The sequence below is a fragment of the Streptomyces sp. NBC_00459 genome, from assembly GCF_036013955.1.
Taxonomy (GTDB): Bacteria; Actinomycetota; Actinomycetes; order Streptomycetales; family Streptomycetaceae; genus Streptomyces.
Map to the genome: position 1 here is coordinate 5,061,636 of NZ_CP107903.1, position 17,508 is coordinate 5,079,143.

A 17,508-nucleotide genomic window follows, 5' to 3' on the forward strand; every position below is an offset into this window, starting at 1 on the left:
GCCATGACCACACTCGTCTGCACCAGCGCTTCGAACGCGGCTACGCCGGCGACGCAGACCCTGTCGTTCGCGTCCTACACCTCGTACCCCTCGTTCTCGTCGTACGTGAAGGCCCGCCGTCCGGTGCTGCTGCGTACCGCGCGGTCGCTCACCGCCAATCCGAGCGACGCGGAGGACCTGCTGCAGACCGCGCTGACCAAGACGTACGTCGCGTGGGAGCGGATCGAGGACCACCGCGCGCTGGACGGCTATGTCCGCCGGGCGCTGCTGAACACGCGGACGTCGCAGTGGCGGAAGCGGAAGGTCGACGAGTTCGTCTGCGACGAGCTGCCCGAGCCCGAGGGGGCGCCGGTCGGCGATCCGGCGGACCAGCAGGTGCTGCACGACGCGATGTGGCGCGCGATCATGAAACTGCCGGCGCGGCAGCGGGCGATGGTGGTGCTGCGGTACTACGAGGACCTGAGCGAGGTCCAGACGGCCGAGGTGCTCGGGGTCTCGGTGGGCACGGTCAAGTCGGCCGTCTCACGGGCGCTCGGCAAGCTGCGCGAGGACCCCGAGCTGGTGCTGGCCAAATAGCTCCGCCAGGCTCCACCAAGCTCCCCCAAGCTCCGTCTGTTGGTCGCCGAAGGGGAACCTATGGTGATCGCCGGTAGTTCCCGAGGCAGGACGTGATCTGATCGATCACTCTCTCCTAGTGACGTACCGCTCGGTATGTGCGCAGAATCAGCACAACCTTTACCACCGAGTAGGCAATGAAGCCCCGGGAGGACGCCGTGCTGAGCACCATGCAGGACGTACCGCTGCTGATCTCAAGGATCCTGACCCATGGGTCGACGATCCACGGCGACTCGAAGGTCATCACCTGGACCGGCGAGGCCGAACCGCAGCGCCGCTCCTTCGCCGAGATCGGAGCCCGGTCGGCGCAACTCGCACACGCCCTGCGCGACGACCTGGGAGTCGTCGGCGACGACCGCGTGGCCACGCTGATGTGGAACAACTCCGAGCACGTCGAGGCCTACTTCGCGATCCCGTCCATGGGCGCGGTCCTGCACACCCTCAACCTGCGGCTGCCTCCTGAGCAGTTGGCCTGGATCGTCAACCACGCCGCCGACAAGGTGATCATCGCCAACGGTTCGCTGCTGCCGCTGCTCGCCCCGCTGCTCCCGCACCTCAAGACGGTCGAGCATGTCGTGATCTCCGGCCCCGGTGACCGTTCCGCCCTCGCCGGTTCGCACGCGCAGGTGCACGAGTACGAGGACCTCGTCGCCGGGAAGCCGACCGGCTACGACTGGCCCGAGCTCGACGAACGCGCGGCCGCGGCCATGTGTTACACCTCCGGCACGACGGGCGACCCCAAGGGCGTGGTGTTCAGTCACCGCTCCATCTACCTGCACTCCCTCCAGGTCAACATGGCGCAGTCCATGGGCCTGACCGACGAGGACACCTCCCTCGTCGTGGTCCCCCAGTTCCACGTCAACGCCTGGGGACTGCCCCACGCGACCTTCATGACCGGCGTCAACATGCTGATGCCGGACCGGTTCCTCCAGCCCGCCCCGCTCGCCGAGATGATCGAGAAGGAACGGCCGACCCACGCCGCCGCCGTCCCCACCATCTGGCAGGGCCTCCTCCTGGAGCTCACCGCGAACCCCCGGGACGTCTCGTCCCTCACCCAGGTCACCATCGGCGGCGCCGCCTGCCCGCCCGCCCTGATGGCGGCCTTCGACAAGCTGGGCATGCGCGTCTGCCACGCCTGGGGCATGACGGAGACCTCCCCGCTCGGCACGATCGCCCGTCCGCCGGCCCATGCGGTGGGTACGGACGCGGAGTTCGCGTACCGCATCACGCAGGGCCGTTTCCCGGCGAGCGTCGAGGCCCGGCTGAGCGGCCCCGGTGGCGAACGTCTCCCCTGGGACGGCGAATCGGCCGGCGAGCTGGAGGTGCGCGGCCCGTGGATTGCGGGCTCCTACTACAACGGCCCCGACGGTGAACCCCTGCGCCCCGCCGACAAGTTCAGCGAGGACGGCTGGCTCAAGACGGGCGACGTGGGCACCATCAGCCCGGACGGCTTCCTGACGCTCACCGACCGCGCCAAGGACGTCATCAAGTCCGGCGGCGAGTGGATCTCCTCCGTCGACCTGGAGAACGCCCTCATGGCCCACCCGGACGTCATGGAGGCGGCCGTCGTGGCCGTCCCCGACGACAAGTGGGGCGAGCGCCCGCTGGCCACCGTCGTGCTGTCGGAGGGCTCCACCGCCGACTTCGAGTCCCTGCGCGCCTTCCTCGCCACCGAGGGCAAGATCGCCAAGTGGCAGCTCCCGGAGCGCTGGACGATCATCGAGTCGGTACCGAAGACGAGCGTGGGCAAGTTCGACAAGAAGGTGCTCCGCAAGCAGTACGCGGAGGGCGAGTTGGACGTCACCAAGCTCTGACGGCCGACTGAGGCCGACGTACGGGTTGGGGCATGTTTCACGTGAAACATGCCCCAACCCGTATACGTAATAAGCCGATTAGCGCTGTTGATCCGGGCCGTCAATTGGTTCCGATACGCGCGAGCAGATCGACGATCCGGCTCTGCACCTCGGTACTGGTGGACCGTTCGGCGAGGAACAGCACCGTCTCGCCAGAAGCGAGCCTCGGCAGGTCGGCCTGGTCGACGGCGGCCGTGTAGACGACCAGCGGGGTGCGGTTCAACTGCCCGTTCGCCCGCAGCCAGTCCACGATTCCGGCCCTGCGACGCTTTACCTGAAGCAGGTCCATGACCACCAGGTTCGGCCGCAACTGCGAGGCCAGGGTGACCGCGTCGGCGTCGCTCGCGGCCCGCGCGACCTGCATCCCGCGCCGCTCCAGCGTCGCCGTCAGCGCGAGCGCGATCTCCGCGTGCTCCTCGATGAGCAGGACCCGCGGCGGATGCTGCTCACTGTCACGCGGGGCGAGCGCCTTCAGGAGTACGGCGGGATCGGCGCCGTACGCCGCCTCGCGCGTCGCCTGCCCGAGTCCGGCCGTCACCAGCACCGGAACCTCGGCGGCCACGGCGGCCTGGCGCAGCGACTGCAGGGCGGTCCGGGTGATCGGCCCGGTCAGCGGATCGACGAACAGCGCCGCCGGGAAGGCCGCGATCTGTGCGTTGACCTCCTCGCGCGAGTGCACGATGACGGGCCGGTACCCGCGGTCGCTGAGCGCCTGCTGAGTGGTGACGTCCGGCGCGGGCCACACCAGCAGCCGACGCGGGTTGTCCAGCGGCTCCGGCGGCAGCTCGTCGTCCATGGGCCGGGGCTGCGGCTGGTCGGAGACCTCGACGGCTCCGCCGGGCCCGTCGAGCGGCTCGGGCCCCTCGGCGGCGTTCTCGTCCGGTGCTCCTATGGCGTACGAGCGCCCGGCCCCCTCGGTGAACCCGGGAAGCCGGGGAGTGCCCGGGGCGAGCTGGGTCTGCCCGGCGAGCGAGGGCTGCGTGGGCAACGGCGCCTGGGCGAGCGGTGCTTGCCCGGCGAGGGACGGCTGGCCCGGCAGGGGCGCCTGGCCGGCCAGGGAGGGCTGAGCCGGGACCGGCGCGGCGGGGGCGGCCTGGCCTGTCTGGGGGTGCGGGCGGGCCGTCGTCTCCGGCTGGCCGGCGGGCTCGGGCCGGGTACCGAGCTTGCGGCGACGGCCGGAGCCGTTCGAGCCGTTGGTGCCGTGCGGAGGCGTCGCCGTCTGCGGCTGGCCCGGTGTCTGTACCTGCGCCGCCTGCCGGGTGAACGGCACACCCTGCCCGAGCGTCCGCACGCTGATCGCCCGCCCCTGCGTCGAGTTCGGGTCGACCGGCGCGGCGGCGGCCTCGGCGGGCAGCGCCTGCCCCAGCCGTGGCTGCGCGACCCGCTCGGGCGGGAGGGGAGCGGCTGCCGCCTGGGGCGCGGGGGCGACGCCAGGAGCAGCGGCCGGGTTGTTCGGGTGCGGCGCTACGGCGGTGCCGGCGTCCGGGGTCGCGTCGTCGGCCGGGGGCCAGGGCTGGGGCTGGGCGGCGGGGGCGGCCTGAGCGGGGATCGCCTGGCCGGGGGCGAGCCCCTGGCCGAGTGCGCCCTGGGGGGCCATACCCTGCGCCGGGACCTGCTGGGGCTGGGGCTGGGCCTGAGGAACGGACTGGGGGGCCTGCTGCGGAACCTGCTGGGGAACCTGCTGGCCCTGGATGCCCTGTGCCGGGACGGGCTGACCGGGGAGCGGCTGACCGGGGACGGGCTGTGCGACCGGCTGTCCCAGCGCCGACTGCGCGGGAAGTCCCTGAGCCGGAACTGCCTGTCCGGGCATGGCCTGTGCGACCTGCGAGGCCTGCGCGTTCTGCGCGACCTGTGTGGCGGGAACTGCCTGTCCGGGCATGGCCTGCCCCTGTCCCGGCACGCCGCCCTGTGGGCCGGTGGCGGCCTGGGCGGCCGTTGCCTGCGCCGGAGCCGCCTGCACGGGAACCGCCTGGCCGGGAATCCCGCCCGGAGGCACGACGCCCGGCTGCTCCGGGGCCTGGCGCGCACGGCGGCGACCGGTCGGAGCGGAGGTCGGGTGGGGCTGGGGCGGGGTGTGGTCGTCGTCGGGATCGTGCATGAGCCCGTCATGCCGGCCACCGTCGTCGAACCGGTCGCCGACAGGCCCGGCGGGCACCGCGGCGGAGCTTTCGTCGGTCGTCCGGTCGGCCTCCGCCGGCGGCAGGGCGAACACCGGACGGGGGCCCGCCTCCTGCGCCGCGCCGCGCTCGGCCGCGGCCGCCAAGGCCCGGCGTCGACGCCCTGTGGGCTGCCCGTCCGCACCGTCGTCGGCGCCACCCTCCGCGCCGATGGCCCCGGAAGGAGCCGCGGGCAGCGCGGGCTGCCCGGATGGCAACGCGTGCTGCTCGCCTCCGCCGCGCCGACCCGGCGCGCCGGGCACGCCCTGAGGCGGCACCGTCCCGCCCAGGCCGGTTCCTGCGGCAGCGGTGCCCGCGCCGTACTCGCCCGCCATGACGACGGCGCCGGAGGAGACACCGTCGCCACCGTTCGCGTCGCCCGCGTCGGCGGGGCTGGGCCGACCACGCCGACGCCCCGTACCGCCGTCACCCTCGGCCGTGGGCTGCACTTCCTGAGGCTGAGGCTGGGCCTGGGGGGCGGGCGCGGAAGCCACGGCGGCCTCCTCGGCCGCACGCCTCCGCCGCCGCCCGGTGGGCGCGACCGCCTCGTTGCCGGAGGAGTCACCGGACTCGACGTCGGCCTCGGCGGCGGCTTCCGGAACGTCGGCCTCCAGGAAGGCGTCCACAGACGACCGCCGCGCCCGTCGCCGCCCGCTGACACCGCTGTTGCCGTTGCTGTCGCCGCCGCCCGCTGCCTGCTCGGGAACGGCGAGCTCGGCGCCGACACCCGCCTGCGGGACCTCGGCCTCGGCCTCGGCCGCCACCGCGCCCGCCCCACCCCCGATGGGCACCTCAAGGACGTACGCACTGCCGCTCATGCCCGGCACCTCGTGCGTCTGGAGCACTCCGCCGTGGGCGCGCACGATCCCGCGCACGATCGGCTCGTGGACCGGGTCTCCCCCGGTATACGGGCCGCGCACCTCGATCCGTACGACCTCACCGCGCTGCGCGGCGGCCACGACGACCGTGTTGTCCATGTAACCGCCGGCGGAGGCGGGTGAATTGCCGGTCGCGTCGACGCCGGCGACGTCCGCGACGAGGTGCGCCAGGGCGGTGGCCAGGCGCTGCGGGTCGACCTCTGCCTCTATGGGCGGCGCGTGCACGGCGAACTGGACGCGCCCGGGCCCGATCAGTTCGACGGCCCCGTCGACACCGGCGGCGACGACCGCGTCGAGCATCACCTTCGTACGGGTGATGGAGTCGACGCCCGTGTCGAGCCGCTGGTAGGAGAGGACGTTGTCGACCAATGTGGTGATGCGCGAGTAACCGGCCGACAGATGGTGCAGCACCTGGTTGGCCTCGGGCCACAGCTGCCCGGCGTCGTCGGCGGCGAGGGTGGCCAGTTCGCGGCGCAGCTCGTCGAGGGGGCCGCGCAGCGAACGTCCGAGCAGCACGAGCAACTGCTCCTGCCGTCCGGCCAGGGCCTCGTACCGGTCCTTCTCGCGCTCCGCGAGCGCCGCGTACCGGTCCTCACCCGCGGCGAGTTCCTCCTCGTGCTCCTCGCGCAGCTGCTCGATCTCGGTGACGTGCTGCTGGCGCAGGGCGGTGAGCTCGGAGGCGTGCTCCTCGGCGACCCGCTCCAGCTCCTCCTCGTGCAGCTTGTCGGCGGCGTCCTTCTCCTCGGCGAGGGAGTCGTACGGACGCCGGTCGGTGAAGGTCATCACGGCGCCGACGAGCTGGTCGCCGTCCCGCACGGGCGCGGTCGTCAGATCGACGGAGACCGGGTCCCCGCTCTTGGACCACAGCACCTGCCCGCGCACCCGGTGCTTGCGCCCGGACCGCAGGGTGTCGGCGAGCGGCGACTCGCCGTACGGGAAGGGCTCGCCGTCGGCACGCGAGTGCAGGACGAGCGTGTGCAACTCGCGCCCGCCGAGATCGCTGGCCCGGTAACCGAGTATCTGGGCGGCGGCCGGATTGACGAGAACGACCCGCCCCTCGGTGTCCGTCCCGACGACCCCTTCCGCGGCGGCGCGCAGGATCATCTCGGTCTGGCGTTGCGAACGCGCGAGTTCGGCCTCGGTGTCGACGGTGCCCGACAGATCCCGTACGACGAGCATGAGCAGCTCGTCATTGGTGTAGCCGTAGCTGTCGTACGCCTGCTGGCCGTTCTCAAGATTCGCACTGGTGACCTCGACGGGAAACTCGCTCCCGTCCGTCCGCCGGGCGATCATCCGGGTCGGCTTGGTCTGCCCGTGCGGGTCCATGGAATCGGGCCGCCGCATGGTGCCCGGGATCAGCCGGGAGTCGAACTCCGGCAGCAGATCGAGCAGCCCGCGCCCGACGAGGGCTGTGCCCGGCGTCTCGAAGGCCCCGAGGGCGATCGTATTGGCGTTGACGACGGTCCCGTTGGCGTTGACCAGCACCAACGCATCGGGCAGCGCGTCGAGTATGGCTGCGAGGCGAGCAGCGCCTCGGGATGGCCTGCTGCTCACGAGACGCTTCCTCCCTGTTACCGCACCTTGCCTACCGCGGGCGCCATCTTGCCTACCGGCCCGCAACGTGTCACGCGAGGGAGTCTAAGGGCAGTGGTTGCGCTCGCGACGCCGGATGAGAGGGAGGTCGCACGACGAAGTGACAGAGAGGCTGTGACGGCGCCTTTCACACCACATATGCGCTACGGGGCTCCTGTGACTGTGGTGTGAGAGCCCTCGGATGCCTTGCCGCGCCGGTCAGAAGCCTGGCCGGGGAGCTCGGCGGGGGCTCACCGAAGATCGGGCAGCAGCGGTACGAGCCGGTTCCAGCGGTCCATCTGGCACCCGTTGCTGCGGTCGAACGTGGCATCGACGGGACGCCCGGCCCAGGTCCCGGTCACGTGTGCGGTCGCCGGACCTCCGTACATCATCGTGCAGACGCTGTCGGGGGACACGGGGGCGAACGGGTCCTTCCCCCACCGCGCCCCCCGGTCGAGCGACCCGCAGGCTCCGTCGACGTCGGGATGACTGCCGCTCCCGGGATGACAGGCCAACTCGAACCGCCCGTCCCCGCGCCCACCGGTGCCGCGGACGGTGACGGTGAGGCGGTCGGAGGCGCGTCCCATGGGAGTGAGGAGGGGCGCGAAGGGCGTGAAGGGGCGGGCCTGGGGGCCCGTGTCGGCGTACGCGGCCGAGGGCACGGCGGAGAAGGAGGCCGCGGCGAGGGAGACGCCGGCGGTGGCGGCGAAGACGAGGCGGCGGAGGGCGCGAGGGGCATGAGCGTTGACCTTGAACATGACCTGACTAACGCCTGACGCCGGAGGACGTTGCGCGAGCGGGGCAGGGGGCAGGGGGCAGGAGGCAGAGGGCGAGGGCAGGTGGCAAGGAGCGGGGTCGGGGAAGCACCGGGCAGCACCCGTGCCACCGCACGGCATCGGTCGGCATCGGTCGGCAGAACGGCTTTGCCCTGCGCCCCACCTGCCTAGTACCGTGGGAGGCGATTGGTGACACCGCGCTCGTCTGTGTCATCATCTGCACGCACCACTCGCGCTCGCGCGGGAGGTTGTGCTGGAGGCGTCGCCTAGTCCGGTCTATGGCGCCGCACTGCTAATGCGGTTTGGGACTTACATCCCATCGAGGGTTCAAATCCCTCCGCCTCCGCACCTCGTCCCGAAGCCCTGGTCATGACGACCGGGGCTTCGGTCGTTCCAGGAGCTCCAACAGGCCCCGAACGGTCGTTTTCGCAGGTCAGACAGGGTGAGGCAAACGGATTTCACCTCACGCCGCCAGTCATGTAATGTTGTTCCCGCAACGCCGACCGGGTAGAAAAACCCGGAAGGAAGAGCAAACACAACAGAAGACACAAGCACTCGTAGCTTAACGGATAGAGCATCTGACTACGGATCAGAAGGTTGCAGGTTCGAATCCTGCCGAGTGCACACAGGTCAAAGGCCCCGCCGGGTAAACCGGCGGGGCCTTTGACGTACACGGATGACATCAGCGCGCCCGGGCCCTGTCTCCAGTCACGGTGTACGAGGTTCGATTGCTCACGGCCGACTCGGGGAGGCCGCGACCGTCGAGTTCTTGATCGCGGATGCTCTGCGGCGGGAGAACAGCAGCAGCCAACGTGGGCGGGCGTTCACGCGTTCTGGCTGGCCCGTGCGCAACTGGACCAAGAGGAAGCGAGACGTAGCCCTGGCCTTCGAGGCACGGCTACGGGACTTTTCCTGCCGGTCAGTGGATCGCTTCGTCCATGAGTACGTACAGGAGGCCGGCGAGGGAGCCGCTGTCCTCGACCAGGTCCATGGGCAACGCCCAGACCCACGAGTCCGTGATGAAGCGGTGCCGCCACATCATCAGCACCTCCTGGCGGTCGTTGACCACGGCCGCCACGGCCAGGTGCCGGAGGCGAACGACGTGGTACTCCCACCTGGCCCCGTCAGGCTGCCGGATGTGCGCCAGAAACAGACCACCCACTTGTTTGTGTGGATCTCTCGCTCGCCGTGGGTATTCCACTCCATTTCTCCGGCCCCTCCTCGGCTGGGAAGAATGCCCTCGACAGCCAACTGCCCACCGGCGAGCCGAAACTTCGGGCCGTCTTCGACAAGCTGACCGTGAAGTTTGGTGGCGCGCTGGTGATCGTGGGCCAGAACGCCTCCGTCGGAGCCCTTCGTTATTGGCCAGTGGGTCACGTGGAGCAATGGGTTCCGGGAAGTTCGCTGCCGTCTACGTGACCATGTTCGGCATCATGTTCGCAACGTGGTGAATCGTTCTGCTGTTCTCAGAGCTTGCAGGGAATTGACTTGTGGGATCTCGGACTTGAATGCCCGGGGTGATGCGTCGCTCGCCCGCAGGTTTGTCTTCGCGGGCCCGAAGTGGAGTGCCGAGCTTCCAATTCTCGGAATCGGGTTCCTCGGTGACTTCCTCTTATCTATCCTCAGGATCATGACGGCGGTCAGTGCGGTGGGAGCCCGGGTCGTGGCCAGTGGCTATCTCCTGTTGCCTTCGGTGACAGTGCTCGCGGTCGGTTCCTTGCTCGATGTGCGGTTCCTGTACGTGATGCTCGCCGCAGTGCTTGTACTGCTGTTCCTGCCGGTGAACTTGGGCCCGCTGGCGCGGTCGGGACTGTTCGCTGTTGTGCTGATCTCCGCAGCACACACCGAGCTGCTACGTGGCTCCGTATTCCTGATGTACCTCCCGTTCATGCCTTTCCGGTTTCTTTTCGGTGCGGACTGGCTGACCGGGCTACCCCTTCTGATCAAGCTGGTGGCCTATCCGGTTGCTGCGGTGGTCGCGCTCGGGTCTGGGTTCATTCTGAGTTTCCTCTTCGGCTACCTCGTGTCGATCTTTGTCTCCACGCCGATATTCGGCCTGATCAACCTGGAGAACCGTGCCCGGCAGAGAGTGAGGGATCGCAGGGCTCAGCGGTTGGGGGAATGGGTCCGTGCCGGACGTACCCCTGCATACAGCCTGTACCTGCGGCCGTTTGCCACAGCGGACAGGCTCGCCACCCTCATGAACGGGGTCATGCATTCCGGCGACGGTCACGATGTCGCGAACATTCAGCAAGACTTCGAAGCCGTATTGGCAGCGTCACTCCCGAGCCATCGGCCGATCGTCGCCGTCGGTGAGGCAGGCGCCATGGTGTCTGGCTTCGCGCGGGCCGTCGAGACGATTCCGCCGGTCTCCTTCGTTCCGCTCCATGTGCCTTCTACGGGCAAGATCACGGCTACCGAGGAGACTTGGCGTGACCTCGTTGCCGAGCTTGTCGGGCCCGCCGAGCTGATCGTCGTGGTGCCGCTGGATTTCCCGGGAACGCAGTGGGAGATCGATTTGCTCCACCGAGCGGGCCTGCTGCACAAGTGCGTCTTCTACATGCCCGCGACCCTGGAGGGGAACGACAGCTACTCCGTTGCCTGGCGGCAGGCGAAGGCCGTGGTCGCCCCCATGGGGCTCAACCTGCCTGACTACGCCTCGCGAGGGTCACTCTTCATGATCACGAAGTCGGGTGACACGCTCGCCTACAAGCTGCCGTCCTTCTCTCTTCTGAGCTTCGTGCGATTCCAGCAGTTCCGCCGACACGCGCGCCTCGGACGGTGATCCCTTCGGCACGTGGGCGGTGGCGCGTACGCGCATGGAGTAGACACACAAGGCATATGGAAGTTGTGCCCGGTACGAGAACAGAGGCGCGGCGGGCGCCGAGTACACCGGCCCCGAGAGGTGAGCTTCACCGGGCAGCTGATCCGACGCCAACAGGCCTGTGAGCCTGTGAGCCCCTGCGTCTCGGGGGCTCGGGGTCTCTGGTCATCTTCAGGCGCGGGGCATCTGCGGTTGCCCTGAGCCCTGAGCCGTTGTCCGCTTGCCCTGGCGTCGTCAGGATTGCCGGATGACGATCTTGCCGCCGTTCGTGCTGCGCGCACTTGAGCGATTTCATGCCGCCCGGCCCTGGGACCACAACGCCCACTACCACCCGTGGATCCTGCGGCAGTTGCCGAGGCGGTACGGGCGTGCTGTGGATGTCGGGTGCGGCAGCGGTGACCTGGTGCGGTTGCTGGCCGGGCGGAGTACGTCGTCGGTGCTCGGGGTCGACTCTGATCCCGCGATCGTCCACCGGGCCCGGGAACTCACTTCCCCCACGCTCCCCGTCACGTTCGCCGCCGCGGACGCGATGACCGGGTTCTCCGACGGACAGGACGGTTCGTACGACGTCATCACCTGTGTCGCCGTCGTTCACCACCTTCCCTACGCCGACGCGCTCGCGCTCTTCCGGCGGCAACTGGCACCCGGCGGGACGCTGGTTGTCGTTGGGCTGGCACGGGCCGAGAGTCCTGTCGATCATCTGCTCGGAGGCCTCGCCATTCCGGCGAACCTCCTCATGGCCTGGGTGAAGAACAGGGGGAGGCCGGCGTCCCGGCCGGTTTCGATGACCGCGCGGACGCGGGCTGCGGAGATGGGGTTCGGTGAGGTGGTGAGGGAGGCGCGGCGGGTGCTGCCCGGGTGCCGGGTGCGGCGGCGGCTCTTCTGGCGGTACACGCTGGTGTGGCGTCAGCCGAAGCAGAGCTGACCTCTTTCCCGGCCTTCTCCGCGCCCTCTCCCGAGGCCCCGTTCAGATGTCCGTCCCGCGGATCTCGTCCATGTAGTCCCGGGCCAGCTTGCCCTGGCGTGTGAACCAGTCGGCCAGCACGGCGACTTCGTCGGGGGAGTAGTCGGCGATGAGGGTGGCCAGGCGGGCGTAGTAGGGCTCGTAGAGGGCGTATGCCCGGGCGACGGCGGCCGGTTCGGCGGCCACGCGTACCCGGCGGCGGTCGCTGGGGTCGGGGCGGCGGGTGATGTAGCCCGCGCGTTCGAGGCGGTTGAGGATTCCGGTGACGGCGCCCGTGGTGACGTGCGCGCGCTCGGCCAGGTCGCCGGCGGTGAGCAGGTCCTCGCCCGCTTCCAGGACGTAGGCGAAGCAGGTGATGTCCGTGACGTTCATGTTGAGGCGGCGCGCCATCTCCTGCTGGCTGAGCAGGTGCGTCGCGATGGTGTGGTCCATCTCCTTGAGCATCTGGGCGGCGGTCGCGGGCGGGCGAGGTGTGCCGCCCGGTGTGCCGGGGGTGTCGGGCGTGCCGTGCATCGCGAATTGCCTTAGCTCGTGAGAGATTTTGTGTCTAAACTACTTACGGCGTGAGAGATTCTCGATTCTACTGGGGAGTGCGGACGTGAGCACATACGACGAGGGACACACCGTCGCAGGCTGGACCGGCACCGCCATCGCGACCGTCGGGTCCTGTGTGCTGGGGCTGGGGGTCTGCACGACCTCGGTTCTCGCGGTGGTGGGCGGCACGGCGATATCGGCGGTCGCTCTCCTGGTCACCTGGACACTGCATCTCGCCGGGTGGGGGAAGCCGCCGGGTGTGCGGCCCGTCGGGGAGTGGCCGATGCGGAAGCGGGACCACTCGGCGAAGGCCGGGCACTCGGGGTGCGTGGGGTGCCGGCTGGCGGGGCGGGAGCGGCGGGCGGGCAGTATGAGCCGTACGGCCGTTGCCGCCGAGGGCGCCGACGCCCTTCCGGAACGTGTCTGACCCCTACTAACCCTTCTGACCTGCGCATTTGACGCCCGAAGGCGCGTTGTCAGTGGTACCCCGTAATCTCGCAAGGGATGGCACAGGCGTGGAGATGCTCGGGGCTGCGATGGACGGCGGACGGTCCCGTGCTGCGGTGGGCCGGTGGGCGCGGTAGCGCGCTGACCTGGGGGAAGAGGGTGGCCTTCGGGGTCACGGAAGGGGGCGTACGGACATGTGTGGGAGCACGGGGGAACGCCTGTCCGATACGGGCGGTGGTGTCGGGGCGGAGCACGGGGGCCCGGTGCGAGGAGTGTGCGCGGCTGGACCGGGCGCACTCGGTCGCCGCCGACACGATCGCGGACGATCCACGGCCCTATCACGTATATCTGGCGTGGTTCGGGCCCGGGATGACCAAGGTCGGCATCACGGCACTGGAGCGGGGCTCGGCGCGGCTGCTTGAGCAGGGTGCCGTCGCCTTCAGTTGGCTGGGAGTCGGCCCGTTGATGGCCGCCCGGCGTACGGAGGAGCTGCTGCGCGCCGCGCTCGGGGTCCCGGACCGGATTCCGTACGCGGACAAGCGGGCGGTGCGGGCCGCGCTGCCGGGATCGGCGGCGGAGCGGGCCGCCGAGGTCGAGGGCCTGCACGCCCGGGCGGTGGGGCTGGGTGGCTGGCCGGAGTCCCTGGAGCGGGCGTCCTGCCAAGTCGTCGACCATGTCGAAGCGTTCGGGCTGACAGGGCTGGCTGAGCTGACGGGGTTGGCGTCGGCCGTGGGTGCGGTGAGCGAGCTGGTCGCGGGGGGTGTCGTCGGGGGCGAGCTGGTGGCGGCGGCCGGGCCCGATCTGCATCTCGCGGTCGAGGACGGGCGGGGGAACGAACCGGGAGGCGGAAGAAGTGTGGTGGTGCTGGACACCAGGCTGATGACCGGGTGGGAGCTGGTACCCGTCGGGGACGGTGGGCTTACCGTTCCGGTAAGGGAGTTCAAGGGAGCGAAGGAGTCGGCGGGGGTGCAGGACGGGTTGTTCTGAGCCCCGACTCCACGCGACGACGGCATACAGGGATTCACGGTGAGAGGGGTGGCGGTGGACGGCATGCGGGAAGCCTCGGCGGACGGAAACGCCGACGCCGACGTCGACGGTGAGATCACCGAGGTCCGGCGGTTCTGGACGCGGCTCGGGCTGCCCGGCCTCGTCGATGTGCACACGCACTTCATGCCCGAGCGTGTCCTGCGCAAGGTCTGGGCCTACTTCGACGCCGTCGGTTCGGTGGACAACGGCATCGAGTGGCCGATCACCTACCGGCTGGAGGAGGACGAACGGCTCGCACTGATCCGGGAGTTCGGGGCGCGGGCCTTCACCGCCATGCTCTACCCGCACAAGGCGGGCATGGCCCAGTGGCTCAACCAGTGGGCCACCGACTTCGCGGGCCGTACCCCCGACTGTCTGCACACCTCGACGCTGTTCCCCGAGCCGGGCGTCGAAGCGTACGTCCGGGAGGCCGTCGAGTCCGGCGCGCGCGTCTTCAAGGCGCATGTGCAGGTGGGGGCGTACGACCCGGCCGACGAACTCCTCGACCCGGCCTGGGGACTGCTCGCCGAGGCCGGGACACCCGTGGTGATCCACTGCGGCTCCGGTCCGGCGCCCGGCAAGCACACCGGACCCGAACCGATCGAGCGTGTGCTGGCCCGGCATCCCCGGCTGAGGCTGGTCGTCGCGCACATGGGCCTGCCCGAGTACGGGGACTTCCTCGGCCTGGCCGAGCGGTACGACGAGGTGCGGCTGGACACGACGATGGCGTTCACCGACTTCTCGGAGCGGATGGCCCCGTTCCCCCGGCCCGAACTCCCCCGGCTGGCGGACCTCGGCGACCGCGTTCTGCTCGGCTCGGACTTCCCGAACATCCCGTATCCGTACGTCCACCAGTTGCACGCCCTGGAGCGGCTGGGCCTCGGCGACGACTGGCTGCGGGCCGTCTGTCACGACAACGGGGCGCGGCTGTTCGGGCTGGCGGGTACGGATGAGGAGGGCCTGACATCGGCGTGATTTCGGGATGAGAAGAGGCGGCCGAAGGGGATGAATCGGGCGTTCGGCAGTGGGGTGCGTAACTTTCGATCAGGTTCGCCCAGGCGACGCACAGGATGCCCGAGGGCTGTCTCAGGAGCTTCCCAGGGGCCGGTCCGACGGTCCGTGCGGTCGGTAAACGTACAGGTCGGAGAGGGATTCGGGGTCGCCCGGCACATGGTTCCACCCCTGCTTTCCGGGCTTCCCGGGGCCGGAATTCCCAGGGCTTCCCTGAGAGGTGCCTGTGAGTTTCTCAGGAAAATCACAGGTTCCAGAAAGCTTGCTCTCAGAGGACACCGACAAGGTTTCCGCTATGACCACGACCTCGCCCCAGGGGCGCACCGAACTGCTGAGGCCGGACGGGAGCCCCGTCCGAGTGCTTGTGGTGGACGACGAGCTGTCGATCACCGAGCTGCTGTCCATGGCCCTCCGCTACGAAGGCTGGCAGATCCGCAGCGCGGGTGACGGAACGGGTGCGGTGCAGACCGCGCGAGAGTTCCGGCCCGACGCCGTCGTTCTCGACATGATGCTGCCCGACATGGACGGCCTCACCGTCCTCGGCCGGCTGCGGCGCGAGCTGCCCGAGGTACCCGTGCTGTTCCTGACGGCGAAGGACGCCGTCGAGGACCGGATCGCGGGCCTCACCGCCGGCGGCGACGACTACGTCACCAAGCCCTTCAGTCTCGAAGAGGTCGTGGCACGACTGCGCGGCCTGATCCGGCGCTCCGGCGCGGCCGACCGCCGCTCCGACTCCGTCCTGGTCGTCGGTGACCTCACCCTCGACGAGGACAGCCACGAGGTGTCGCGGGCCGGGGACGGCATCCACCTCACCGCGACAGAGTTCGAGCTGCTGCGCTTCCTGATGCGCAATCCGCGGCGCGTGCTCAGCAAGGCGCAGATACTCGACCGCGTGTGGTCGTACGACTTCGGCGGCCAGGCGAACGTCGTCGAGCTGTACATCTCCTACCTGCGTCGGAAGATCGACGCCGGGCGCGAGCCGATGATCCACACCCGGCGCGGCGCCGGATATCTGATCAAACCCGCCGGCTGACCCCCTGTCATCGGTGGTGCCGCTCCGGAAGACGTAGTAGAGCCCGGTAGGAGGGCAGCACGGTGAGCAGTAAGAGGAAAGCGGGCGGGCAGCGGAGGCTGGGCAGGTCCGAGCAGAAGGCCCAGCGGCAGAGCAGGCCGCGGACCCTGCGGACGCGGCTCGTCGTCTCGGCGGTCTCGCTGATCGCCGTGGTGTGCGCGGTGATGGGCACGGTGACGACCATTGCGCTCGAACAGCACCTCTACAAGCAGTTGGACAGCCAGGTCAGCGAGACCGCGGACCGGGCCGGCGGGCCCCCGCCCGGGGGGCGCCCGGATGAAGCGAACAAAAAGGTCAATCCGCCCGGCGGGTTGCCGAGTGGCAACGGCTTGACCACTTCTTCGCCGTCCACAGCTCCTTCGGCCTCCACGGATTCCACGTCCTCCACGGGCAACAGCACCACCTCCGGTGCGGGCACCGTTATACAGTCCGTCGAGGGGCAGCTCACGAACCTCGTGACGAGGGGCGGGACGCCGGAGTACACCGTCGCCGCAGCCGTCGACGCGAAGGGCGGTGTCACCCGGGCGTACTTCTCCAAGGTGCAGTCAAGTACGAGTACGACCGACAGCGAGGTGCAGGCTGTCGAACTGTCCGAGACACAGAAGGCCGAGTTGGCCTCCGTCTCCCAAACCGGCAGTCTGCAGACCATCACCATCACCGGGCTCGGTGAGTACCGCGTCAAGTACGTCACCGGCGACCGCGGCAACTTCTACGTCGCCCTGCCCACCGAATCCGTCACCACGACCATCAACACCCTGATCCTCGTCGAGGTCAGCGTCACCGCCGCCGGTCTCGTCGCCGCCGGAATCGCCGGTACGGTCCTGGTCGGAGTGGCTCTGCGGCCCCTCCGCAAGGTCGCCTCGACGGCCACCCGGGTCTCCGAACTCCCGCTGCACACCGGCGAGGTGACCCTCAACGAGCGGGTCGCCGAGTCCGAGACCGACCCGCACACCGAGGTCGGCCAGGTCGGCGCCGCGCTCAACCGGATGCTCGACCATGTGCACGGTGCCCTGCACTCGCGCCAGCAGAGCGAGATGCGGGTACGTCAGTTCGTCGCGGACGCCAGTCATGAGCTGCGTACGCCGTTGGCCTCGATCCGCGGATACGCCGAGCTGACGAGACGTGGACGCGAGGAGACCGGGCCGGACACCCGGCACGCGCTCGGGCGGATCGAGTCCGAGGCGGGGCGCATGACCCTGCTCGTCGAGGATCTCCTCCTGCTCGCCCGCCTCGACGCGGGCCGGCCGCTCCAGTTCGACCAGACCGACCTCGTACCCCTCGTCGTGGACACCGTCAGCGACGCGCGCGCCGCCGGGCGGGACCACAACTGGCGGCTCGACCTGCCCGACGAGCCCGCGCTGGTGTCGGCGGACGCGGCCCGGTTGCAGCAGGTCCTGGTGAACCTGCTCGCCAACGCCCGTACGCACACTCCGCCCGGGACGACCGTCACCGCGCGCGTGCAGCGGCGCGGCCCGTGGCTGTGTGTGGACGTGCAGGACGACGGACAGGGCATCCCGGCCGACCTGTTGCCGCATGTGTTCGAGCGGTTCGCGCGCGGCGACACCGCGCGCTCCCGCAGCACCGGTTCCACCGGTCTCGGGCTCGCCATCGTGCAGGCCGTCGCGACCGCGCACGGCGGTGCCGTGACCGTCGACAGCGTGCCCGGACAGACCGTCTTTACGGTGCATTTGCCTGCCCTTGCCCCCGAAACAAACTGGCAATCGGACTCACAGGTACAGCACAGTGCCACCACATGGGTGCAACAGGGGGCCTGACGAAA

At 69.8% G+C, this 17,508-nt stretch carries 12 protein-coding genes, 2 tRNA genes and 2 pseudogenes; 12 read left to right on the top strand and 4 right to left on the bottom strand.

Translation table 11 applies throughout. The features are described 5' to 3' along the window. Positions 1–3 precede the first annotated feature (3 nt). Positions 4–576 carry a SigE family RNA polymerase sigma factor gene (locus tag OHN74_RS22175; protein WP_327696303.1) on the top strand — a complete coding sequence of 191 codons (573 nt, stop codon included), beginning with the start codon at positions 4–6 and terminating at the stop codon, positions 574–576. Positions 577–752: 176 nt separating this feature from the next. Then, the gene (locus OHN74_RS22180) at positions 753–2,429 is read left to right on the top strand and encodes a long-chain fatty acid--CoA ligase (protein ID WP_327696304.1); all 1,677 of its coding nucleotides are present in this window, start codon (positions 753–755) and stop codon (positions 2,427–2,429) included. 100 nt (positions 2,430–2,529) lie between these two features. Here the strand turns inward: OHN74_RS22180 and OHN74_RS22185 are convergent, their stop codons facing one another. Beyond that, positions 2,530–7,056, bottom strand: a complete 4,527-nt coding sequence (locus OHN74_RS22185) for a PAS domain-containing protein (protein WP_327696305.1) — start codon at positions 7,054–7,056, stop codon at positions 2,530–2,532. 269 nt (positions 7,057–7,325) lie between these two features. Next, positions 7,326–7,832, bottom strand: coding sequence for an SSI family serine proteinase inhibitor (locus tag OHN74_RS22190; RefSeq protein ID WP_327696306.1), 507 nt, complete (start codon positions 7,830–7,832; stop codon positions 7,326–7,328). A 273-nt stretch (positions 7,833–8,105) separates the two neighbouring features. Between OHN74_RS22190 and OHN74_RS22195 the strand changes: the two genes are divergently transcribed. Continuing rightward, a tRNA-Ser gene (locus OHN74_RS22195) sits at positions 8,106–8,196 on the top strand. Positions 8,197–8,401: 205 nt separating this feature from the next. Further along, a tRNA-Arg gene (locus OHN74_RS22200) sits at positions 8,402–8,474 on the top strand. Between the two features lie 349 nt (positions 8,475–8,823). On the opposite strand, the pseudogene OHN74_RS22210 reads toward OHN74_RS22200, so the two are convergent. Continuing rightward, positions 8,824–9,056: pseudogene (locus OHN74_RS22210) on the bottom strand (NUDIX hydrolase); the annotation flags it as partial. Between OHN74_RS22210 and OHN74_RS22215 the strand changes: the two are divergent. From OHN74_RS22215 to OHN74_RS22225, 3 genes and pseudogenes are all read left to right on the top strand, one after another. Further along, a pseudogene (locus OHN74_RS22215) lies at positions 9,021–9,206 on the top strand (IS110 family transposase); the annotation flags it as partial. The pseudogenes OHN74_RS22210 and OHN74_RS22215 sit on opposite strands and share 36 nt — an antisense overlap. A 274-nt stretch (positions 9,207–9,480) precedes the next feature. Beyond that, on the top strand, positions 9,481–10,635 hold the full coding sequence (locus OHN74_RS22220) for a hypothetical protein (protein ID WP_327696307.1): 1,155 nt from the start codon (positions 9,481–9,483) through the stop codon (positions 10,633–10,635). Positions 10,636–10,921: 286 nt separating this feature from the next. Next, the gene (locus OHN74_RS22225; RefSeq protein ID WP_327696308.1) at positions 10,922–11,599 is read left to right on the top strand and encodes a class I SAM-dependent methyltransferase; all 678 of its coding nucleotides are present in this window, start codon (positions 10,922–10,924) and stop codon (positions 11,597–11,599) included. Between the two features lie 42 nt (positions 11,600–11,641). Here OHN74_RS22225 and OHN74_RS22230 read toward each other — a convergent pair whose 3' ends face one another. Continuing rightward, on the bottom strand, positions 11,642–12,151 hold the full coding sequence (locus OHN74_RS22230) for a helix-turn-helix domain-containing protein (RefSeq protein WP_327696309.1): 510 nt from the start codon (positions 12,149–12,151) through the stop codon (positions 11,642–11,644). 85 nt (positions 12,152–12,236) lie between these two features. Here OHN74_RS22230 and OHN74_RS22235 point away from each other — a divergent pair, with 85 nt between their 5' ends. The 5 genes from OHN74_RS22235 (at position 12,237) to OHN74_RS22255 (ending at position 17,503) form a co-directional block, all read left to right on the top strand. After that, entirely contained in the window at positions 12,237–12,599 is a 363-nt protein-coding gene (locus tag OHN74_RS22235) for an HGxxPAAW family protein (protein ID WP_327696310.1), read from the top strand. 77 nt (positions 12,600–12,676) lie between these two features. Next, entirely contained in the window at positions 12,677–13,606 is a 930-nt protein-coding gene (locus OHN74_RS22240; protein WP_327696311.1) for a DUF2797 domain-containing protein, read from the top strand. A 63-nt stretch (positions 13,607–13,669) separates the two neighbouring features. Then, positions 13,670–14,620, top strand: a complete 951-nt coding sequence (locus OHN74_RS22245; protein ID WP_327700228.1) for an amidohydrolase family protein — start codon at positions 13,670–13,672, stop codon at positions 14,618–14,620. Between the two features lie 331 nt (positions 14,621–14,951). Further along, complete coding sequence (locus OHN74_RS22250) at positions 14,952–15,689, top strand: response regulator transcription factor (RefSeq protein WP_044471956.1); 738 nt, start codon at positions 14,952–14,954, stop codon at positions 15,687–15,689. Positions 15,690–15,892: 203 nt separating this feature from the next. Continuing rightward, positions 15,893–17,503: a HAMP domain-containing sensor histidine kinase gene (locus OHN74_RS22255; RefSeq protein WP_443060567.1), complete on the top strand. Its 1,611-nt coding sequence runs from the start codon at positions 15,893–15,895 to the stop codon at positions 17,501–17,503. Positions 17,504–17,508 lie beyond the last annotated feature (5 nt).